Genomic DNA, 19,064 nt, shown 5'->3' with positions numbered 1-19,064 from the left:
GAATTCGCCGGACAGTCCGGTGCGCCTGGTCTTCGGCGACGAGGGCGGGGGCACAACGCGCCCGCCCGTGCAGTTGGCCGGCACCGGGCGCATCACGGGCCTGCAGGGTGTGGTGCCATTGCGCGTTGTCTCGCGCATCGCGGCGACGGGGTCCATCACGGGCCTTCGTGGGCACGTCGAGGCGCGCTATCTGGTCAACGTCGATCGCCCCGTCGCCGGTGATGTCGCCAGCAGCTGGCAGCAGGGCCGAAAGGCCTTCGGCGGCGGGCTGCAGGGCTGGCAGCAGGGCACCCGCGCGCATGCCGCCGTGGCAGTGCTCGCGCAGCCTGCGCAACCCGTTCAGGCCATGCTGCAGGGGCGCTGGCAGCAGTCGGCTCGCTGGGCCCAGATCGCCCGTGTTGCCGACGAGCAGGCCCGCCGCCTGGCGGTGCCACCTGCGGCGCAGCGCCTTCAGCAGGCCGTGCAGCTGCGCACGGCCGTGCGCGGCGGCTTCGAGCAGGCGGCCGGGCTGCGCGTGGCCGCCCTGCAGCCGTTCCAGCAGGCCGCGCGCCTGCGCGCCCAGGCGCTCCAGCGCTTCGAGCGTGCGGGTCAGTTGGCACTGCTGCAGGTCTCCGGCTTCCGGCGTGGACTGCCGCAGGGTCGAGGTTGGCAGTTGGCATTCGAGCAGGGCCGCAAGCCGCCACCAGGCATCTCGGCCTGGCAGCCGGTTCCACCCTTGCCAGATCCTTGCTATGTGCCCGCGCTGCCCGCGCGCCTGCTGTTCGAGATGCCCGCAGGCAGTGGCGCGTCGCCCGTCGGCCTGGTCTTCGTCTGCGAGCGCCACACCGGCACCGCGCCGCAGCCGCAGTTCGTCATCCCGCTTCTAAGGGTCTACATGTCCGTCAACACCATCGACGCCGTGCTGCTGCCGAGCCTGGAGCGTGTGCAGCTGCAGGGCATCTCCATCACGGCCGACGACGACGGCTTCGGCTGGTCGATGTCCGCGCGCGGGCCTGTCCACCTGCTCGACCAGCTCGCCCCATCGGGCGGCCTGCCGGCGCGCGTGCGCGTCACCATCAACGGCATCGCCTGGGTCTTCGCCATCGACCCGCCCGAGCGCTCGCGCAAGTTCGGAGACCACGGCGTGCAGGTGCGCGGCGCCAGCGTCACATCGCTCTTAGGCGCCCCGCACATGCCGGCATCGGTGTGGAGCAACAGCAGCGACATGACCGCGCAGCAGCTCGCGCTGCAGGCGCTGGACATGACGGGCGTGTCGCTCGATTGGGCCATGCAGGACTGGCTGGTGCCTGCCGGCGCATGGAGCCATCAGGGCTCGCCGCTGTCCGTCGTGCAACGCATCGCCGAAGCCGCAGGCGGCGTGGTGCGCAGCCACTGCGTCGACGCCAGGCTGCAGATCGCCCCTCGCTATGCCGTGATGCCTTGGGACTGGGCATCCGCGGTGCCCACGGTGCGCATGCCGGGCCAGATCATCACCGCAGACACTCTGCAAGCGCTGGGCGCTGCGCGCTACGACGCCGTGTACGTCTCGGGCGAGACCGGCGCCGGGGTGCTGGGCCATGTGGTGCGCGCCGGCTCGGCCGGCGAGGTGCTGGCACCCCAGGTGACCGACGCGCTGGTGACGCATGTCGACGCGGCGCGCCAGCGCGGCAGCGCGGTGATCGCCGCTGCCGCCATCACGCACCGGCACCCCATCACGCTGCCGCTGCTGACCGGCGGCACGAATCCTGGCCTCATCCTCCCCGGCTATCTGATCGAGGTGCAGGAGCCGGCAGAGACTTGGCGCGGCCTGGTGCGCGGCATCACCATTACGGCCGACATGCCCACCGTGCGCCAGCAACTGGCCGTGGAGCGCACATCGTCCGCGCCCAAGGGCCTGGGCGCAGGGAGCGCGTCGAGCAACCTCTACAAGCGCCTGCTCGACTTGCAGCCCGAGGCGCCGGTGCAGACCGGCGTAGTGCAGTCGGTCAACGGTGCTGTGGCCCGCGTGCAGCTCACCGGCACGGGCGTTGTGAGTGTGCGCAACCCGCTGCAGATCGCCGCCGGCCAGAGCGTATTCGTGCAGGGTGGAGCCATCACCGGCACCGCGCCGCAACTGCCCGTCACGCGCATCGAGATCTAGCTTTCCACCCTCCACCTTCCGCGCCCGCCACGGCCTCACCGCCCGGCGGGCGCGGTCATTTGCAAGAGAGAAAACATGCAGCAAACCATCATGATCGGCGGCGGGGCCATTTGGGTCATCGCCAAGCCGGAGGGCATGCGCAAGCGCCTGCGTCTGGGCTCCTACGCATGCCCGGTCGAGTTGCGCAATGGCGCGATCGTCCACGCCGAAACCGGCCTGCCGGTGCCCCGCTCGGCCTTCGTGCCGACCGACTTGACCGGCAGCGATGCTGCGATGGAGATCCGCAGCGCGCCGGGCGGCACGCTCTACCTGCGGCTGACCGTGGGGAACGGCCTGACGCTGGGCGCGGTGCCGGGGGCGATCGACATCGTGGTGAGCCCTGCGGACGCCGCAGCCATCAGCTGGAGCAAGGCCGTTTTCGGGCTTGTCGTGCGCGGTGCCGACGGCATCAACCGCCGCGTGCTGCAGGGCGATCTGTCCGTCGATGCCGGCATCGTGCAGGTGCTGCCATGACGGCGCTCGAATGGTTGCAGGACTGCGGCGACGAGGCCGGCGCCGACCTCTACGTGCTGGAGCCCGTCCAGGCCTTGCGCGAAGAGGTGGCCGATCTGCTGGTCATCGAGACAGCGGAGCAAGGGCCGGCCGGCCCGGCAGGCGAGGGCGCCGGCAGCCGCTACACGCACGTGCAAGACAGCGCCGCGTCCGTCTGGACGGTCGCTCACAACCTGGGCCGCTACCCCGCCATCACCGTGCTGGACCACCTGGGCGCGGAGATCTGCCCCGACGTCCGGCACCTCGACCTCACCACCGCCCGCATCACCCACAGCGTGCCGCTCGCCGGCCGTGCGATCTGCAACTGACCGACCCCTAGGAGCCCACAACCATGAAGATCACCAACAACCTCGACGCCAACGGCAACCGCATCACCAACCTCGCCGACGCGCAGAACCCGCAGGATGCCGTCACCAAGGCCCAGCTCGACGCTGCCGTGCAGGGCCTGAAGTGGAAAGACCCGGTGCGCGCGGCGACCACGGCCAACATCACGCTGTCAGGCCTTCAAACCATCGACGGCGTGGCCCTGGCCGCGGGCGATCGAGTGCTTGTGAAAGACCAGACCAGCGCCGCCGATAACGGCATCTACCGGGCCGCCTCCGGCGCGTGGACCCGGGCTGCCGACTTCGACGCGTCGGCCGAGGTGCTGGGCGCTGCGGTGTTCGTCTCGGAAGGCGCGACGCTCGGCAACCAGCAGTGGCAGATGACCACCGATGCCCCCATCACCATCGGCACCACGGCGCTGGCCTGGGGCCAGTTCGGTGGCGGCAAGAGCTACACGGCAGGCGCTGGCATCACGATCAACGGCGCGGTCGTGGCTATCGACACCGCCGTGGTGGCGCGCAAGGCAGTTGCCACGATCGGCGACGGCACGGCCACCACGATCACCGTGGCGCACAACCTGGGCACCCGTGACGTGCAGTTGAGCGTGCGCGAGACGGCAACCAATGCCGGTGTGCTGTGTGACTGGGTGGCCAACAGCGACGAAACGGTGCAGCTGACGTTCGCTGTTGCGCCGACGACGGGCCAATATAGGGTCGCGGTGGTCGCATGAAGCACCTCGGCATCGTCAGTCAGCCGCAGGATCTGGTGACCCTCGAAGTCCTGCGCACTCTCTCCACGAAGTGGTCGTTCGGCGATGGCCCTCCGAGCGATGCGGCCGGCGTGCTCGGTGAGCACTACGTCGAGGCCAACAATCGGGTGTGGATCAAGACTGCGCCTTACTGGATCTTCACCGGCATTCAGTTCGGTTCGTCTGCCAACGTCGCCGCGAAGTCGGTGCTGGTGGATGCGGACATCATCAGCATCGGGGACTCGGCCAACAGTCTGCAGATGCGCCAGGTCACGATTGCCGACTTCAAGACGCAGTTTCTCTCGGCTTCGCTCACCGACGCCGCTGCGATCCCTGACCTGCCTGCGGCTGGCACCGCGCTGGCCTGGCAGTCGATCGTGCAGACCCTCCGCAATAGCCTGAAGTGGCTCACATCCCGCTTCAATTCATCGGGGCAGTTATCCCCGGCATACGGGGGGACGGGAACGGATAGCTTGGAAAAGCTTCCAGTCAGTACGGCAACGAAAACTGCTCTGGATGGCAAGTTGTCTCTAACAGGCGGCCCTGTTTCAGGATCTATTGAGTTCTTGGGTTCTAGTAATTCGATATCGCAGCATGGGGATATAGGCCGTCCCAGTTCTTATTTTTGGGGGGATAGACCTTCTGTTATTAGTATCGATGCAAATAATGAAAATAACGAGTATTCAATATTCGTTGCGATACATCAGGGTGTGCGTTATCTTGGCGCACTTACTATAGGGGAGGGCGGTAGAACCGATGGAAAAATCGAGTTGAAGTTATTTCTTGGTAATGCAAACCCCATTGTTTTTGATAACTCAGGGTCTATTTCGGCCCCCGGAGGAATGCGGCAGGGACCATCTGCGCCTCGTACCGCAAAGAGGCTCATTGAGGGGGTTATGCCTGCGGCTGGGGGATTGGCAACGTACGCTCATGGTTGTCCGGCTGAATCTATTGTTTCGGTCTGTGTTGCTGCTCAGTACGCGGAGGGTAATTCGTACATGCCGGCGAATTCTTCAAGTGATTATCTTGGTGCGTCTTATAGATATACGTTTTGGACTAGTAATGATGATGTGGCTATAAACATATCTGCGGGGGAAGGTGCTAATGTGGCGGGAAAGCCCATGCGAATAATAATAGAGTACCTTATCTAGGTGATTAATTTGATTTTCTTTTAAGTTGCGGTCCTGGTTTCGCAGATCGCGCAGTATCCGGCACGCCCGTATAGGGTTCGTGCCTTTTGCAACGGCCCGCCTGGTCACCCCCGGCGGGTTTTTTTTCGTCCCTCAAACGGAGCCCATGACCATGCAGACCTACCCTATCAACCCCGCCGGCATCAAGCTGCTGCACGACCGTGAGGCCTTCGTCGGCCACGCGTACCCGGACCCGTATTCGCCGCTCGGCAAGGCGCTGCGCGGCGCCGGACTGTGGCGCAAGTACCTGGCCGCGCCCTTCGCCATCCCGGCATCGATCAGCGGCCTGAGCGGTGCGCCCTGGACCATTGGCTGGGGCTTCACCGAAGGCGTGCGCGAAGGCGACCGCATGACGCTGCAGGAGGCCGATGCGCGCCTGGCGGTCGAGCTGGACAAGATCGCAACCGCCGTGCGCGCGGCCTGCACGGTGCCGCCCAACGAGAATCAGCTGGCGGCCATGGTCGTGCTGGCCTACAACATCGGCCTGGGCTGGTCGGGCAGCAGCAAGCCGAAGGGCGCCAAGGACGGCTTTCGCCAGTCCTCTGTGCTCAAGGCCCACAACCGTGGTGACACCGCGGCGGCGGCCCGGGCTTTCCGGCTGTGGAACAAGGCCGGCGGCGAAGTGTCGCCAGGCCTGGAGGCGCGCCGGCTGGCCGAGTCGCAGTTGTACCTGACGCCCGCCTCCGGGCCCGCCGGCGCAGCCGCCAGCCCGGCAGCACCCGTGGACGACGTCCAGACCCTGATGCCGCAGGCGGTGGACGCCGAGCGCCCGCTGACGGCCAGCACGATCAACCGCGCAAGCGTGGCGGCCGGCGGCACGGCGGCCGTGGCCACGATCGCGGAAACTGCGCGCACGGTCACCGACATCAAGAGCAGCGCCGAACGCCTCGGCGACTGGCTGCTGCCCATGCTGCTGGTCGGCATCGTCCTGCTGTGCGGCTACATCGTCTGGGAACGCGTCAAGGTGCGCCGGGAGGGCTGGTCGTGAGTGCGCTTCAGGCGCTGCTGTTGGCCAGCCTCATCGCCAACGCAGCGCTCGTCTGGGGCTACCTGGGCGAGCGCGATGAAGCCATCGCCGCGCGTGGAGATGTATCGGCCAAGTCGCAGGAGCTGGCCGGCGTGCGCGGCGCAGCCCAGGCCTGCAGCACGGAGGTCGGCCGGCTCAGCGATCTGGCCGACAAGCGGCTGCTGGAGGCGTCTGCTGCCCGCCGCGAGGCCGCTGCGCGCGCCGCAGGGCACGCCCGACGGGCAGACCAGATCCTGGCAGCGCCGCCGCCCGTACCCGGCGACCCGTGCGCCAGTGCTCAGGTGCGGGTCGATGGGTGGCTCAAGGGGAGGACGCAACCATGAAGGCCTTGCCTGTCCGCCTGCAGGGTGGCTGCTACGTGAGCTGCGCTGCGGCAGAAGCTACGCACCTGACCCTCAACATCCCCGGGCCTACTGGCCGCCTCACGCTGCCGGTGATCTGCCAGGGCACGCGTGACGGTACTGGATGCTGGACCTGGAACGGCAGCACATCAGCACCAACGCTTCGCCCAAGTGTGCTCACCACCGAGCCGCCCGGAGGGCGACGGGGCGGCTTCCGTTGCCACTCGTGGATCAACGACGGATCGGTGCAGTTTCTGGACGATTGCTCTCATGAGCTGCGTGGACAAACACTGCCGCTCAATCCCGTGGAGGACACATCATGCGAAACATGATCCCCGCGGCGCTCGGTGCCGCTTTGCTTCTGTCCGGCTGCGCTGCCGCGCCGCGCGTGGAGACGCTGCAGGTGCGCGTGCCTGTGCCTGTGGCATGCCTAGAGCCCGTGCCTGAACGGCCCAGCATGCCCACGGAGGGCCTGCAGCCGGGCGCCTCGGTCGATGACTTCACCCGTACGGCGCAAGCCGAGATCGAGCGGCGCGAGGGCTACGAAGGCCAGCTGCGCGCAGCCCTCGACAACTGCCGCAAACCGATCGAGGGTCGCGATGCACCCTGATCGACTCACCCAGCCATCGCAACCCCAGCGTGCCGGCGGCCAACGCCGTGCCAGGCAACTGGAGGAGCGCATGCGCCGCGACCATCGGTTGCGGCTGCAAGAGATCCATGAGCGAGCGGAGCGCGAAGTGCCCCCGAGGAACGACAGCGAACCGCCACCGCGCATCGACTGAGCTTCGTGCGCCGCCTGGCGCATGGAGTTGGAAAAAAAGAACGGAGCGACCGTCAGGGTGTTGCAGCACCCGGGCGACCGCCAGACCCACAGAACGAGCCTGTGAGCCCAGCCAAGGCCCCGCCCACCTGTACAGGCGGGGGCAGTGTATCAACCCCTGGAGCCCACTATGGCAAACCCCATCATCCCGTGGATCGGCGGCAAGCGCCGCCTCGCGGACATCATCATCCCGCGCTTCCCTCCGCACACCTGTTACGTCGAGGTCTTTGCCGGCGGCGCCGCGCTCTACTTCATGCGCCCGGCCGCCGAGGTCGAAGTCATCAACGACATCAACGGCGAACTCGTCAACCTGTATCGGGTCGTGCAGCGGCACCTCGAAGAGTTCGTGCGGCAATTCAAATGGGCGCTCAGTAGCCGGGAGGTTTTCAAGTGGGTGCAGTCCACCCCGCCGGAAACGCTCACCGACATCCAGCGGGCTGCTCGCTTTTATTACCTCCAGCACCAGGCCTTCGGCGGCCGAGTGCAGGGCCAGACGTGGGGCACGGCCACCACCGTGGCTGCGCCCACGGTCAACCTGCTGCGGCTGGAGGAAGACCTCAGCGCTGCGCATCTGCGCCTCACAAGCGCTTACATCGAGCGGCTGGACTGGCAGGAGTGCATGCGGCGATACGACCGGCCGCACACGCTCTTTTACTTGGACCCGCCCTACTGGCAAACCGAGGGCTACGGCGTCCCATTCGAGTGGCCGCAGTACGAGGCCATGGCTGCCACCATGCGGCAGCTCAAGGGCAGGGCGATTCTGAGCATCAACGACCATCCGGACGTCCGCACGTGCTTCGCTGGGCTGCAGATGGATGTGGTGCCCATCACGTACCAAGTGGCCGGCGGCGGCAAGGGCGTTGAGCGGAACGAGCTGGTGATCTATAGCTGGGACCGCGAGGCCGAGCCCGCAGGCCTTTTCTGAGCGCCTGAGTCAAGCGGTGGAAGTGTCCGACGGCGCCGTCGGACACTCCCGAGCCGCTTGGAGATGTGGCGCACCAGAGCGTCAATGGAGCCATCCCGAAGCCAACCAACAGGAGCGAAGAATGAGCTACACGAACGACAAAATCGCGGACTATCTGACGGGCTACACCCGCAACAATCCCGCTGGCAAAGAGCTGATCGAAACCTACCCGGACTGGGCTCGCCTGGCCCAGAACGAGCTGGACCGGCGTGCCGCCAAGCTGCTGGAGGTATTCGGCGCAGAGGAGTTGCAAGCGATCGCCTCCGGCCAAGCGAGCCTCCCGGACATCGTCATCAACCTTCCCGGTGAGCAGCGGCATTTTTGATAGCTGGGCAGCGCGGGCACGCTACCCGCGCTGCTTTTACCGCTCCGGCTTGTCCGGATGCTCCCCCTTCTTGGGGACGATGCGCCACCGCGTCGCGGCTTGGGCCCAACTCTCTAGCCCCATGGGGCCTGCATGCAGGAAGGGCGGTGCCCGGTCTTCTTCCAATACGAACCCATCCGGGTACAACTCTTCGCCACGCTTGATGGCGGTTTTTTGGTCTAGCTCGTACTCGTACATCTCACGCAATTTTTCTACTCCTGTGGCGCAGCGAACTGCTGCAGGGAGAATCATGGTCTGAGTGGCACAGGCCGACATCCGGCCTTTTCCGAGTCTCAATTGCTATGGGTGGTGCCGGCCGCTGAGCCTACAGCCGGCACTATGCCCTCACCAGGGCCAGTTCGTCGATGCGGGTGGTGTATCGGGGCGTGCGGCGCTCCTGCCGCATGCCCCATTCCCGCGTCGCTCCCTCGATGCCTGTAGCGCCAACATGTAGCGTACCCTTGCCGTATCGTGCATTGATCGTGTCCAGCGCAGTCATGAGACGGGACTTGTCGCGGCCACCCTCGACCTCCAGTTCCAATTCGCCCTGGTGCGTGGTGCCGGGCTGCAGATCCAGCAGCATTACGCCGGCCTTGATGAGCTGATACCCGGGCTCGTAGATCTGCCGGATGCCGGCGACCGCCGCACCCACCAGCAGGCCAGTGTCGGCCGTGGGCCGGCGCAGCGGCATTACCACCGAGCGGGAAAATCGCGGTCCCTCACGATGCGGCGACGTGTGCGCGAACACCAGCAGCTGGGCCGCCAAGCTTCCCTGTTCGCGCAGCTTCTCGCCGGCCCGGCTGGCGAATTCGCTCACCGCTTCCAGTAGTGGCGCCAGGTCGGTTACCGGCCGTCCGAACGACCGAGTGCAGGCGATCTGTTTCTTCGGTGGCGGCACATCCTCCAGCTGCACACAAGGCATGCCCTGCAGCTCGCGCACGGTGCGCTCCAGCACGACGTTCCACCGGCGCCGCACCAGGGCCGGGTCCAACTGCGTGAGGTCGAGCACATTGAGCACGCCTGCCTCGATCAGCTGCGCGCCGATGCGCCGGCCCACGCCCCACACGTCGGAGACGGGGGTGCCGCGCAGCACCTCCTCCAGTGCACGCGCGGGCAGGGCGGCGAGGTTGCACACCTGGGCCAGCTCGGCCGGGTAGCTGCCGGGCTTGCGCTCGGCCGTCTTGGCGATGTGGTTGGCGAGCTTGGCCAGAGTCTTGGTAGTGCCGATGCCGATGCCGCACGGGATGCCTGTCCACTGCAGGATGCGCGCCCGCACGGCACGGCTGCGCTGCACAAGATCGCCCCGCACGCCGTGCAGGCCCACGAACGACTCGTCGATGCTGTAGATCTCCTGCGTGGGGCCGAGGCCGGCCGCCAGGCTCATCATCCGGTCGCTCATGTCGCCGTACAGCACGAAGTTGGCCGACAGCGCCACCAGGCCCGCGGTCTCCTCGAAGTGGCGGATCTGGAACCACGGCGCGCCCATTGCGATGCCCAGCGCCTTGGCCTCATTGCTTCGAGCGATCGCGCATCCGTCGTTGTTGCTCAGCACCACCACCGGCCTGCCGATCAGGCTCGGCCGGAACACCCGTTCACACGAAACGTAGAAATTGTTGCCATCGACCAGGGCGTACATAGGTCTGCACTGATGCGTGCCCCTAGCGGATGAACTGTTTGATGCAGCTGGTGACCACGCCCCACACCTCGACGGTCTGTCCGTCCTTGAACGTGATGTCTGGAAAGGTGGGATTGGCCGCTTTGAGCTTGACTCGGCCGGCGCGCAACTGCAGGTACTTGACCGTGAAATCGCCATCCACCACGGCCACAACGATGTTTCCGGTTGCGGGCTTCAAGGCACGGTCAACCACCACGATGTCGTTGTCATCAATGCCGGCCTCTACCATGGACAGGCCGCGCACGCGTAGCAGGTAGGTGGCCTGCGGATGCCTGATGAGTTCGGCCACCAAGTCGATGCGCGATTCGCCGAAGTCTGCTGCCGGCGAGGGAAATCCAGCCCGAACACTCGCATCCGCCAGTGGCAGATAGATGGAGGTGCGCTCGCAGTTAACTGCTATCGGCTGGATAGTGCTGTTCATTCATACAGTATATCTTTCACGACTCAGCAGTGCGGATCAGCAGGCGGAATCGTAAGATTAGCGGGGACTTTTGGGGGATTGCCCACCGAAACGCTGTACATGACAGAGCACGGTCAGGTGGAAGCGGACGGCTCATGTGCTTGTTAAATCAATGACTTAGGTGCAGAAGCAAAACTACGAACCAAGGGGTCGTGGGTTCGATTCCTGCCAGCCGCACCAAACGGTAAGCCCTAGAACAGAAATGTTCTAGGGCTTTTTCCGTTGTGCGTCGCCTTTTGCGGTTTGCGCTCCAGGCGATTGCGCAGTTTCTCGCGGTGCCCCCTTTCGCGTGATTGATGTGCGTGCCGGGTCTCTGCACTGGCAAAGTGCTTGTGTGGGCCAGCGCCCGCCTCCGAGGTCGCGGCATTGGCTGTCACGGGGGGCTCTTCGGGTGGGTTTAACTTGGAAGCTTCACTGAAACGAGGCGATGCCATGTCCACATTCCAGATGTCGGTTCCCATGCCCAACCCCGGCGGCCAGCCCCAGCCGGTTCCTCCCATCGAAATGCCGCCTTCTCCGCAGTGGGTGCCTTCGCCGGAGGTGGACGATCCACCGGCCAGCCCCGGCGGAGACAAGCCGGTGCAGGATCCTCCGCCCTATCAATGACCGACACACAATGCCGTTCGTGTGCGCGCGTGCATCGGCTCCTAGCGGGTCGGGGCTGTGCCCCGTTGTCCGCTTTGGATCGAGGGCCGGCAGCATGAGAATCGGCGCAGCGATTGAGACAGGTCACAGGATATGAGCAAGGCTTTCACCAAAGAGAACGATGCAGCGGTCGAGGACGACGGCGACGAAGTCGCTGCCGCCCCTTTGCCTGCGGGCAGCAAGAACTACATGACGCCGGCCGGCTATGCCCGGCTGCGCTCCGAACTGCTGGATCTGATGGACAACGAGCGGCCGCGGGTCGTGGAAGTGGTCCACTGGGCCGCGAGCAACGGCGACCGTTCCGAGAACGGCGACTATCTCTACGGCAAGAAGCGCCTGCGTGAAATCGACCGGCGTATCCGCTTTCTGACCAAGCGGCTGGAAATCGCGGAGGTGGTGGACCCGTCCGTGCATGCGGGTTCCGACCAGATCTTCTTCGGCGCCACGGTGACGTATGCGGACGACGAAGGCGCCGAACGCACCATCACCATCCTGGGCGTGGACGAGGCGGACAACGGGCGGTCGGAAGTCAGCTGGATCTCACCCGTGGCGCGTGCCTTGCTCAAGGCGCGCGAGGGCGACGCCGTCGCGCTGCAGACGCCCGGCGGCACGCGCACGCTGGAGGTGCTGTCAGTCCGCTATCCCGATCCGGCCGCGCCTGCGACCTGAAGGCGCTCCGGCCGTCGGTCCTCTGGAGGGAGCGGTCAGCCCTGGGGCAATATTCTGAAAGCGCGCAGCACGGCCTGCGTGCGGCGCAGGTTGCGCAGCGCGGTTTCCATGTGGGCCTGGTCGCGCACCGCGACGACGAGGCGCAGGTCGGTCGTGTCCATGGCCACGGCGTCGTCCATTTCGACGTGCACGATGTCGGCTTCGGAGCTGGCCAGCTCCGCCGCGATACGCGCCAGCACGCCCTTGCCGTTGGAGATCGTCACCACGATGCCCGTCTCGAAGAGGCGGGTGGGCTCGTCGGCCCAATCCACGGCGATGAAGCGTTCGCTGTCCTTGTGCTGGAGCTTCTTGGCCACGCTGCAGGCGCTGTTGTGCACCACCAGGCCTTCGCCCTTGCCGAGGTAGCCGACGATGGGGTCGCCCGGCACGGGGCGGCAGCAGTGCGCGTACTGGACCGAGGCGTTCTCGCTGCCATCCAACGTGAGCCCGCCTTGCGAGAGGTTCTCGTGCGAGCTGTAGCGCTCGCGCGTCAGCAGCAGGGCGTCGGGCCGGTGGCCGTATTCGGACATCAGCACGACCAGCCGCTTGGCGACGATGCCGGCGATGCGCTTGCCCAGGCCGATGTCGGTCATCAGTTCGACCCGGGTGCGGTTGCCGGTGAAGCGCAGCAGCTTTTCCCAGAGGGCGTGGTTCTCCTGCTCGTCCGGCAGCTGTTCGAGGCCCTCCGCGCGCAGAGCCTGGGTCAGGAGCTTTTCGCCCAGGCTGGCGGATTCGGTATGGGCCAGCGTCTTGAGATAGTGGCGGATCTTCGAGCGTGCCCGGCCGGTGCGCACGAAGCCCAGCCAGGCCGGGTTGGGCGTGGAGACCGGCGCGGTGATGATTTCCACCACGTCGCCGTTCTTCAGTTCCGTGCGCAGCGGCACCTGTTCGTTGTTGATCTTGGCCGCCGTCGTGCGGTCGCCGACGTTGCTGTGGATGGCGTAGGCGAAGTCCACTACCGTCGCGCCGCGGGGCAGGGCCATGATCTGGCTCTTGGGCGTGAACACATAGACCGCGTCGGGAAACAGGTCCACCTTGACGTGGTCCCAGAACTCGGCCGCGTCGCGGGTCTCGTTCTGGATGTCCAGCAGGGACTGCAGCCATTTTGTGCCCAGGCGTTCGGCGGTCGTGCCTTCATCGTCCTGGGCCTTGTAGAGCCAGTGCGCGGCCACGCCGGCTTCGGCCACCACGTGCATTTCCTCGGTGCGCATCTGGAACTCGATGTTCACGCCCGAGGGGCCCACCAGCGTGGTATGCAGCGACTGGTAGCCATTGAGCTTGGCGATGGCGATGTGGTCCTTGAAGCGGCCTGGCACCGGCTTGTACATCTGGTGCAGCACGCCCAGAGCGGTGTAGCAGTCGGTCACCGTCGGCACGATCACGCGGAAACCGTAGATGTCCGTCACCTGGGCGAAGCTCAGGTGCTTCAGGTCCATCTTCTGGTAGATGGCGTAGAGGGTCTTCTCGCGCCCCGCCAGGCGCACCTTCATGTGGATGCGCGCGAAGGCGGCATCGACCTCGTTCTGCACCTTCTGGACGATGTCGCGGCGGCGGTTGCGGGCCTTGTTGACGGCTTTGGAGAGGGTGGCGTAGCGCCAGGGGTGCAGGTGGCGGAAGGCCAGGTCCTGCAGCTCGCGGTAGGTCTGGTTCAGGCCCAGGCGGTGGGCGATGGGGGCGTAGATCTCCAGCGTCTCGGAGGAGATGCGGCCCCACTTGCTGCGCGGCATGTCGGACAGGGTGCGCATGTTGTGCGTCCTGTCGGCCAGCTTGACGAGGATGACGCGCACGTCGCGCGCCATGGCCAGCAGCATCTTGCGGAACGATTCGGCCTGGTTCTCTTCGCGGGTGTTGAACTGCAGCTTGTCCAGCTTGGTCAGGCCGTCCACCAGTTCTGCCACCGGCGCGCCGAAGCGCTCGATGAGGTCGGCCTTGGTGACGCCGCAATCTTCCATGCAGTCGTGCAGCAGGGCGGCCATCAGGGCCTGGGCGTCGAGCTTCCAGGTGGCGCACTGGGCGGTGACGGCGATGGGGTGCGTGATGTAGGGCTCGCCGCTGCTGCGTAGTTGCCCCAGGTGCGCCTGGTCGGCAAACCGGTAGGCTTGGCGTACCTGCTCGATGCTGGCGGGGTCCAGGTAGTCGAGGCTGTCCACCAGCGCTGCGAAACTGGCCGCCGCCGCGTTGGCTGCCGCTGCGGACGGGCTGGCGCTGCCCGGGCTTTCGCTCGGCAGTCCATCGGAAACAGAAGTTTTGTTCAACACCGCAGTCATGCCTTTAATGTAGCCTGCCATCGAGGGCTGGGTATTCCAGGCAAAAAAAAGCACCGCAATGCGGTGCTTTTTGGCTTCAGCCCCGCAAGGGGCTAGCGCTTCGAGGCGATCAGCCGGGCACCTTCTTGAGCATTTCCAGGCCCACCTTGCCTTCGGCGATTTCGCGCAGCGCCGTGACGGCGGGCTTGTTGCGGCTTTCGATGCGCGGGGCGTGGCCCTGGCTCAGCATGCGCGCACGGTAGGTGGCCGCGAGCACCAGTTGGAAGCGGTTGGGGATTTGCTCGAGGCAATCTTCGACGGTGATGCGGGCCATGGATGTTTCTCGAAAAAGTGGGAATCAGGTGATGTTGAGCGACTCGAAGATGTCGGCGCGGGCTCTGCGTTGGGCCGCGTACTTCAGGCGCTGTGCGTGAACAATGGTCTTCAGGTCGAAGACCGCACGCTCGAACAACTCGTTGATTATAACGAAGTCGAATTTCTGGGCCTGGGCCATCTCCGAGGCGGCGTTGGCCAGGCGCAGTTCGATGACGTCCGGCGCGTCTTCGCCGCGCCGCTCCAGGCGCGAGCGCAGCTCTTCCCAGCTGGGGGGCAGGATGAAGATCAGCACCGCGTTGGCGAAGGCCTGCTTGATCTGGATCGCGCCCTGGAAGTCGATCTCCAGCAGCACGTCGGCGCCCTGGGCCACGCGCTCTTCGATGGCCTTGCGCGAGGTGCCGTAGCGGCGGCCGTGCACGTGTGCCCATTCGACGAAGCCGTTGGCCGCGACCATGGCGTCGAATTCCTGGTCGGACGTGAAGAAGTATTCGCGGCCGTGCTTTTCCTGGCCGCGCGGCGGGCGCGTGGTGTGCGAGACCGAGGGCTGCACGTGCGAGTCGAGCTCGCGCAGGGCCTTGACCAGGCTCGACTTGCCGGCCCCGCTGGGGGCCGCCACTACAAAGAGATTTCCGGGATAGTCCATACGGCGTCTGCGCTAGCTGCTATCAAATCAGGATTATCCATCACTCGATGTTCTGGACCTGCTCGCGCATCTGCTCGATGAGCACCTTCATGTCCACGCTGATGCGGGTGAGTTCGAGGGCTGCCGATTTCGAGCCCAGGGTGTTGGCTTCGCGGTGCAGTTCCTGGATGAGGAAGTCCAGGCGCTTGCCGATCTCGCCGCCCTTTTTCAGCAGGCGCTCGATTTCATCGAGGTGCGATTGCAGCCGTGTGACTTCCTCGGCCACGTCGATGCGGATGGCGAAGGCCGTGGCTTCGGTCAGGGCCCGGTCCTGCGCGGCTTCGGCGGCGATCTTGCCGTCGGCGTGGGCCAGGGCCTCGTTCCAGCGGTCGAGGAAGCGCTGGCGGTGCTGCTCGACCAGCTGCGGCACCAGCGGCACGGCCTGCTTGGCCAGCGCGCGCAATTGGTCCAGCCGGTCCTGCAGCATGGCAGCCAGGCGCTTGCCTTCGCGTTCGCGGGCCGTCATCAAGGCCTTGAGGGCTTGCTCGGCCAGCGGGGGCAGGGCTTCGGACCAGTCCTGCGCCGGGCCGGAGAAGCTGGCGCACAGGCGCAGCGCATCGGCCACGCTCAGGGGCGCGGCCTGGGGCAGCCAGGATTTGACGGCGTCCTGCATGCCGTTGAGGCGCTGCAGCAGCCGGGGAGCGGGGTCGGGCAGGCTGCCGTTGCCTTCGTCTTCGATGAAGGCGCGCACCTCGACCTTGCCGCGCTTGAGCTTGGCGGTGAGCAGGGTGCGCAGCGCGGGCTCCTGGGCCCGCAGCTCGTCGGAAAGGCGGAAGGACAGGTCGAGAAAACGGCTGTTGACCGATCGGATCTCGATACCCAGGCGGCGCGTCGGCGCGTCGGTTTCGGCGCCTGCGGCAGACGCTCCGTGCTGGGCGCTGGCGTATCCGGTCATGCTGTAAACTGCCATGGGACTCTCGGTGGTTGCTGCAAACGCGCGATTATCCCGGTTCCGATTCGTGCCCGAGTCTTCATCGCAGAATATGTCCAAGATCAAGCCGGCACCCCTGCCTCCCGGCACCTCCATCGGCGGCTACCGCGTGGTCCGCAAGGTGTCCGCCGGAGGGTTCGGCGTGGTCTATCTGGCCACCGACGCCGACGGCCAGCAAGTGGCCATCAAGGAATACCTCCCCTCGTCGCTCGCCACCCGTGAACCGGGCCAGCTGCTGCCCAAGGTGCAGCCCGAAAAGCTCTCGCTCTACCGCCTGGGGCTCAAGAGCTTCTTCGAGGAGGGGCGCTCCCTCGCGCAGATCTCGCACGCCTCGGTCGTCAGCGTGCTGAATTTCTTCCGCGAGAACGAGACCGTCTATATGGTGATGAACTACTTGGAGGGCGCGACCCTGCAGGACTTCATCATCACCGCGCGCGACCTGAACACGAAGAAGGTGTTCCGCGAATCGACCATCCGCCCGCTGTTCGACGAGGTGCTGCGCGGGCTGCGCATCGTGCACCAGCACAAGATGCTGCACCTGGACATCAAGCCGGCCAACGTCTTCATCACCGACGACAACAAGGCCGTGCTGATCGACTTCGGCGCGGCGCGCGAAGTGCTCTCCAAGGAAGGCAACTTCATCCGCCCCATGTACACCCCGGGCTTCGCGGCTCCCGAGATGTACCGCCGCGACACGCAGATGGGCCCCTGGACCGACATCTACGCCATCGGCGCCTGCATCTATGCCTGCATGCAGGGCTTTCCGCCCACCGATGCGCCGCAGCGCAAGGACACCGACCGGCTCGCGCAGGCGCTCACCAAGCTGCGCGGCATCTATTCGGACAACCTGATCGAGGTGGTCGAGTGGTGCATGGCGCTGGACCCGCTCTCGCGGCCGCAGTCCGTCTTCGCGCTGCAAAAGGAACTCAGCCGCGAGGGCGAACGCCGCTACACCCGGCTCAGCCTGGGCGAGAAGATGCGCATGCAGATCGATTCGCTGGTGGGCGATGCCCGGCGCAGCGGGCCCAAGCCGAGCCAGACCAACCCGGCCGGCGCGAAGGCCCAATGAAGTTCTCCGTCTTCCAGATCAGCCGGCGCGGTGGGCGCGAGAAGAACGAAGACCGCATGGGCTACTGCTACACGCGCGCCTCGGGCCTGTTCGTGCTGGCCGACGGCATGGGTGGGCACCCCGACGGCGAGGTGGCCGCGCAGATCGCCATCCAGACCGTGTCGGCCCTGTTCCAGCGCGAGGCGCAGCCGGCGCTGGCCGACCCGCAGGCCTTTCTGGCCATGGCCCTGCTGGAGGCGCACCAAGCCATCCTCAAGCACGCGAGCGAGCGCGGCTTGGCCGACTCGCCCCGCACCACGCTGGTGGCCGCGGTGGTGCAGGCCGGGCGGGCCAGCTGGGTGCATTGCGGCGATTCGCGCCTTTACTTCGTGCGCGACGGCGCGGTGCTGGCGCGCACCCGCGACCATTCCTACCTGGAGCTGGGCGATGCGCCCCGGCCGCTCTTCGAGCGGGCGATCACCAACCGCAACGTGCTCTTCACCTGCCTGGGCTCGCCCGCCAAGCCGATCTACGACCGCGCCGGGCCGGTGCTGCTGGAGCAGGGCGACCGCATCCTGCTCTGCTCGGACGGCCTCTGGGGCACGCTCGACGACGCCCACATCGCGCGCCTGCTGGGGCGCCAGACGGTGGACGTGGCCGTTCCCGATCTGGTCGAAGACGCGCTGCGCAAGGCCGGCAGCGCCAGCGACAACGTGACCGCGCTGGCCCTGGAATGGGAAACGCCCGATGCCTTCGGCTCCACTTTCAGCGTGAGCACCGCCAGCCTGGGCGACGACGCCTTCGCCTCCACCATCCAGGGCGGCGCGCCCGAGGGCCTGCTGCTGGACGATCTGGACGACGCGGCCATCGAGCGCTCCATCGCCGAGATCAACGAGGCTATCCGCCGCTCGGCGGCGCGCAAGCTCTAGGAGCGTGAGCGCGATCCCCGGGAGATCGTGACCACGTTCTCAGCGCGCAGTCCGTCAGGCAGGCGAGAATCGGCGTCTGGGCCGAAGCCGGTAGCGACTGGTCGCGATCGCGGCGTCGTCGGCTGTCCGCCCTCCCGCTTTGTCTTGTGCCCGGTGTTTCCGGGCGCCCCATTCCCCGCTGCAGAGAACCCCTTCCATGACCCCAACTTCCGCTGCCCGCCCCGGTGGCCGCGCCGCCGACCAGCTGCGTCCGGTGCGCATCACCCGCCACTACACCATGCACGCCGAAGGCTCTGTGCTGATCGAGTTCGGCAACACCAAGGTGCTGTGCACCGCCTCGGTCGAAGAGCGCGTGCCGCCGCACAAGCGCGGCAGCGGCGAAGGCTGGGTGACGGCCGAATACGGCATGCTGCCGCGCTCCACGCACACCCGCAGCGACCGTGAGGCCGCCCGCGGCAAGCAGAACGGCCGCACGCAGGAGATCCAGCGCCTCATCGGCCGCAGCCTGCGCGCCGTGTTCGACCTCAAGGCCCTGGGCGAGCGCACGATCCAGCTCGACTGCGACGTGATCCAGGCCGACGGCGGCACGCGCACCGCAGCCATCACCGGCGCCTGGGTGGCCGCGCAGGATGCGGTCGCCACGCTGATCGCGGCCGGCAAGCTGCAGGCCTCGCCCATCACCGCGCCGCTGGCCGCCATCTCGGTCGGCATCGTGCAGGGCCAGCCGGTGCTGGACCTCGAATACGTCGAGGACGTGGCCTGCGACACCGACATGAACGTGGTGATGACCGTGAACGCGCAGGGCGTGGCGCACTACGTTGAGGTGCAGGGCACGGCCGAAGGCGCGGCCTTCACGCGCCAGGAGATGGACCAGCTGCTGGCCCTGGCCGAAAAGGGCATTGGCGAGCTGGCCGCGCTGCAGCAGCATTCGCTACAAAAATAATAGCTGAATGCC

Annotated in this window: 23 protein-coding genes; 16 read left to right on the top strand and 7 right to left on the bottom strand. The window is 66.4% G+C overall.

The window, feature by feature from the left end:
* Positions 1-19 precede the first annotated feature (19 nt).
* From BM070_RS25200 to BM070_RS18105, 11 genes are all read left to right on the top strand, one after another.
* On the top strand, positions 20-2,119 hold the full coding sequence (locus tag BM070_RS25200; protein ID WP_092940759.1) for a hypothetical protein: 2,100 nt from the start codon (positions 20-22) through the stop codon (positions 2,117-2,119).
* A gap of 75 nt (positions 2,120-2,194) precedes the next feature.
* On the top strand, positions 2,195-2,632 hold the full coding sequence (locus tag BM070_RS18145; RefSeq protein ID WP_092940758.1) for a hypothetical protein: 438 nt from the start codon (positions 2,195-2,197) through the stop codon (positions 2,630-2,632).
* Positions 2,629-2,979 (top strand): hypothetical protein, encoded by a 351-nt coding sequence (locus BM070_RS18140; protein WP_245785288.1) that lies wholly within the window; start codon positions 2,629-2,631, stop codon positions 2,977-2,979. The genes BM070_RS18145 and BM070_RS18140 overlap by 4 nt, the downstream gene beginning before the upstream one ends.
* Positions 2,980-3,002: 23 nt before the next feature.
* On the top strand, positions 3,003-3,725 hold the full coding sequence (locus tag BM070_RS18135) for a head decoration protein (protein ID WP_092940757.1): 723 nt from the start codon (positions 3,003-3,005) through the stop codon (positions 3,723-3,725).
* Positions 3,722-4,894, top strand: a complete 1,173-nt coding sequence (locus BM070_RS24390; protein ID WP_139222869.1) for a hypothetical protein — start codon at positions 3,722-3,724, stop codon at positions 4,892-4,894. Before BM070_RS18135 ends, BM070_RS24390 begins: the two co-directional genes overlap by 4 nt.
* 151 nt (positions 4,895-5,045) lie before the next feature.
* Complete coding sequence (locus BM070_RS18125) at positions 5,046-5,921, top strand: lysozyme (protein ID WP_092940850.1); 876 nt, start codon at positions 5,046-5,048, stop codon at positions 5,919-5,921.
* Positions 5,918-6,283: a hypothetical protein gene (locus BM070_RS18120; RefSeq protein WP_092940755.1), complete on the top strand. Its 366-nt coding sequence runs from the start codon at positions 5,918-5,920 to the stop codon at positions 6,281-6,283. The genes BM070_RS18125 and BM070_RS18120 overlap by 4 nt, the downstream gene beginning before the upstream one ends.
* Complete coding sequence (locus BM070_RS24385; RefSeq protein WP_139222868.1) at positions 6,280-6,633, top strand: ubiquitination-like system serine protease family protein; 354 nt, start codon at positions 6,280-6,282, stop codon at positions 6,631-6,633. Before BM070_RS18120 ends, BM070_RS24385 begins: the two co-directional genes overlap by 4 nt.
* Complete coding sequence (locus tag BM070_RS18115) at positions 6,630-6,911, top strand: hypothetical protein (protein WP_434803200.1); 282 nt, start codon at positions 6,630-6,632, stop codon at positions 6,909-6,911. Before BM070_RS24385 ends, BM070_RS18115 begins: the two co-directional genes overlap by 4 nt.
* Positions 6,912-7,251: 340 nt before the next feature.
* Positions 7,252-8,046 (top strand): DNA adenine methylase, encoded by a 795-nt coding sequence (locus BM070_RS18110; RefSeq protein ID WP_092940753.1) that lies wholly within the window; start codon positions 7,252-7,254, stop codon positions 8,044-8,046.
* Positions 8,047-8,167: 121 nt separating this feature from the next.
* Complete coding sequence (locus tag BM070_RS18105) at positions 8,168-8,410, top strand: hypothetical protein (protein ID WP_092940752.1); 243 nt, start codon at positions 8,168-8,170, stop codon at positions 8,408-8,410.
* A gap of 36 nt (positions 8,411-8,446) precedes the next feature.
* On the opposite strand, the gene BM070_RS18100 is transcribed toward BM070_RS18105, so the two are convergent.
* From BM070_RS18100 to BM070_RS18090, 3 genes are all read right to left on the bottom strand, one after another.
* Positions 8,447-8,647, bottom strand: a complete 201-nt coding sequence (locus tag BM070_RS18100) for a hypothetical protein (RefSeq protein WP_092940751.1) — start codon at positions 8,645-8,647, stop codon at positions 8,447-8,449.
* Between the two features lie 139 nt (positions 8,648-8,786).
* Positions 8,787-10,085 carry a Y-family DNA polymerase gene (locus BM070_RS18095; RefSeq protein WP_092940750.1) on the bottom strand — a complete coding sequence of 433 codons (1,299 nt, stop codon included), beginning with the start codon at positions 10,083-10,085 and terminating at the stop codon, positions 8,787-8,789.
* A 22-nt stretch (positions 10,086-10,107) separates the two neighbouring features.
* Positions 10,108-10,545 (bottom strand): LexA family protein, encoded by a 438-nt coding sequence (locus BM070_RS18090; RefSeq protein ID WP_092940749.1) that lies wholly within the window; start codon positions 10,543-10,545, stop codon positions 10,108-10,110.
* Between the two features lie 471 nt (positions 10,546-11,016).
* Between BM070_RS18090 and BM070_RS24855 the strand changes: the two genes are divergently transcribed.
* Together BM070_RS24855 and greB are read left to right on the top strand one after the other, a co-directional pair.
* Positions 11,017-11,190 carry a hypothetical protein gene (locus tag BM070_RS24855; protein WP_175518541.1) on the top strand — a complete coding sequence of 58 codons (174 nt, stop codon included), beginning with the start codon at positions 11,017-11,019 and terminating at the stop codon, positions 11,188-11,190.
* A gap of 132 nt (positions 11,191-11,322) precedes the next feature.
* Positions 11,323-11,898 (top strand): transcription elongation factor GreB, encoded by a 576-nt coding sequence (greB, locus tag BM070_RS18085; protein WP_092940748.1) that lies wholly within the window; start codon positions 11,323-11,325, stop codon positions 11,896-11,898.
* Positions 11,899-11,933: 35 nt separating this feature from the next.
* Here the strand turns inward: greB and BM070_RS18080 are convergent, their stop codons facing one another.
* From BM070_RS18080 to BM070_RS18065, 4 genes are all read right to left on the bottom strand, one after another.
* Positions 11,934-14,204 carry a RelA/SpoT family protein gene (locus BM070_RS18080; protein ID WP_092940747.1) on the bottom strand — a complete coding sequence of 757 codons (2,271 nt, stop codon included), beginning with the start codon at positions 14,202-14,204 and terminating at the stop codon, positions 11,934-11,936.
* A gap of 109 nt (positions 14,205-14,313) precedes the next feature.
* Entirely contained in the window at positions 14,314-14,517 is a 204-nt protein-coding gene (rpoZ, locus tag BM070_RS18075; protein ID WP_092940746.1) for a DNA-directed RNA polymerase subunit omega, read from the bottom strand.
* A 24-nt stretch (positions 14,518-14,541) separates the two neighbouring features.
* Positions 14,542-15,162, bottom strand: coding sequence for a guanylate kinase (gmk, locus tag BM070_RS18070; protein WP_092940745.1), 621 nt, complete (start codon positions 15,160-15,162; stop codon positions 14,542-14,544).
* 40 nt (positions 15,163-15,202) lie between these two features.
* Positions 15,203-16,111 carry a YicC/YloC family endoribonuclease gene (locus tag BM070_RS18065; RefSeq protein ID WP_092940744.1) on the bottom strand — a complete coding sequence of 303 codons (909 nt, stop codon included), beginning with the start codon at positions 16,109-16,111 and terminating at the stop codon, positions 15,203-15,205.
* Between the two features lie 73 nt (positions 16,112-16,184).
* On the opposite strand from BM070_RS18065, the gene BM070_RS18060 reads away from it, so the two are divergent.
* The 3 genes from BM070_RS18060 (at position 16,185) to rph (ending at position 19,052) form a co-directional block, all read left to right on the top strand.
* Positions 16,185-17,201 (top strand): serine/threonine protein kinase, encoded by a 1,017-nt coding sequence (locus BM070_RS18060; RefSeq protein ID WP_092940743.1) that lies wholly within the window; start codon positions 16,185-16,187, stop codon positions 17,199-17,201.
* Complete coding sequence (locus tag BM070_RS18055; RefSeq protein WP_092940742.1) at positions 17,198-18,109, top strand: PP2C family protein-serine/threonine phosphatase; 912 nt, start codon at positions 17,198-17,200, stop codon at positions 18,107-18,109. The genes BM070_RS18060 and BM070_RS18055 overlap by 4 nt, the downstream gene beginning before the upstream one ends.
* A gap of 196 nt (positions 18,110-18,305) precedes the next feature.
* Entirely contained in the window at positions 18,306-19,052 is a 747-nt protein-coding gene (gene rph / locus BM070_RS18050) for a ribonuclease PH (protein ID WP_092940741.1), read from the top strand.
* Positions 19,053-19,064 lie beyond the last annotated feature (12 nt).

Source organism: Paracidovorax wautersii (assembly GCF_900113035.1).
Taxonomy (GTDB): Bacteria; Pseudomonadota; Gammaproteobacteria; order Burkholderiales; family Burkholderiaceae_C; genus Paracidovorax; species Paracidovorax wautersii.
This window is presented reverse-complemented; position numbering and strand designations above follow the sequence as displayed.

Bases quoted from the DNA above. Each gene is read 5' to 3' on its own strand.
- BM070_RS24390 (WP_139222869.1), top strand. From the start codon at position 3,722: ATGAAGCACCTCGGCATCGTCAGTCAGCCGCAGGATCTGGTGACCCTC.
- BM070_RS18065 (WP_092940744.1), bottom strand. From the start codon at position 16,111: ATGGCAGTTTACAGCATGACCGGATACGCCAGCGCCCAGCACGGAGCG.
- BM070_RS18115 (WP_434803200.1), top strand. From the start codon at position 6,630: ATGATCCCCGCGGCGCTCGGTGCCGCTTTGCTTCTGTCCGGCTGCGCT.
- BM070_RS18080 (WP_092940747.1), bottom strand. From the start codon at position 14,204: ATGACTGCGGTGTTGAACAAAACTTCTGTTTCCGATGGACTGCCGAGC.
- BM070_RS18125 (WP_092940850.1), top strand. From the start codon at position 5,046: ATGCAGACCTACCCTATCAACCCCGCCGGCATCAAGCTGCTGCACGAC.
- BM070_RS24855 (WP_175518541.1), top strand. From the start codon at position 11,017: ATGTCCACATTCCAGATGTCGGTTCCCATGCCCAACCCCGGCGGCCAG.
- rpoZ (WP_092940746.1), bottom strand. From the start codon at position 14,517: ATGGCCCGCATCACCGTCGAAGATTGCCTCGAGCAAATCCCCAACCGC.
- BM070_RS24385 (WP_139222868.1), top strand. From the start codon at position 6,280: ATGAAGGCCTTGCCTGTCCGCCTGCAGGGTGGCTGCTACGTGAGCTGC.
- BM070_RS18135 (WP_092940757.1), top strand. From the start codon at position 3,003: ATGAAGATCACCAACAACCTCGACGCCAACGGCAACCGCATCACCAAC.
- BM070_RS18055 (WP_092940742.1), top strand. From the start codon at position 17,198: ATGAAGTTCTCCGTCTTCCAGATCAGCCGGCGCGGTGGGCGCGAGAAG.
- BM070_RS18145 (WP_092940758.1), top strand. From the start codon at position 2,195: ATGCAGCAAACCATCATGATCGGCGGCGGGGCCATTTGGGTCATCGCC.
- BM070_RS18060 (WP_092940743.1), top strand. From the start codon at position 16,185: ATGTCCAAGATCAAGCCGGCACCCCTGCCTCCCGGCACCTCCATCGGC.
- BM070_RS18090 (WP_092940749.1), bottom strand. From the start codon at position 10,545: ATGAACAGCACTATCCAGCCGATAGCAGTTAACTGCGAGCGCACCTCC.
- BM070_RS18100 (WP_092940751.1), bottom strand. From the start codon at position 8,647: ATGTACGAGTACGAGCTAGACCAAAAAACCGCCATCAAGCGTGGCGAA.
- BM070_RS18110 (WP_092940753.1), top strand. From the start codon at position 7,252: ATGGCAAACCCCATCATCCCGTGGATCGGCGGCAAGCGCCGCCTCGCG.
- gmk (WP_092940745.1), bottom strand. From the start codon at position 15,162: ATGGACTATCCCGGAAATCTCTTTGTAGTGGCGGCCCCCAGCGGGGCC.
- BM070_RS18095 (WP_092940750.1), bottom strand. From the start codon at position 10,085: ATGTACGCCCTGGTCGATGGCAACAATTTCTACGTTTCGTGTGAACGG.
- rph (WP_092940741.1), top strand. From the start codon at position 18,306: ATGACCCCAACTTCCGCTGCCCGCCCCGGTGGCCGCGCCGCCGACCAG.
- BM070_RS18140 (WP_245785288.1), top strand. From the start codon at position 2,629: ATGACGGCGCTCGAATGGTTGCAGGACTGCGGCGACGAGGCCGGCGCC.
- greB (WP_092940748.1), top strand. From the start codon at position 11,323: ATGAGCAAGGCTTTCACCAAAGAGAACGATGCAGCGGTCGAGGACGAC.
- BM070_RS18105 (WP_092940752.1), top strand. From the start codon at position 8,168: ATGAGCTACACGAACGACAAAATCGCGGACTATCTGACGGGCTACACC.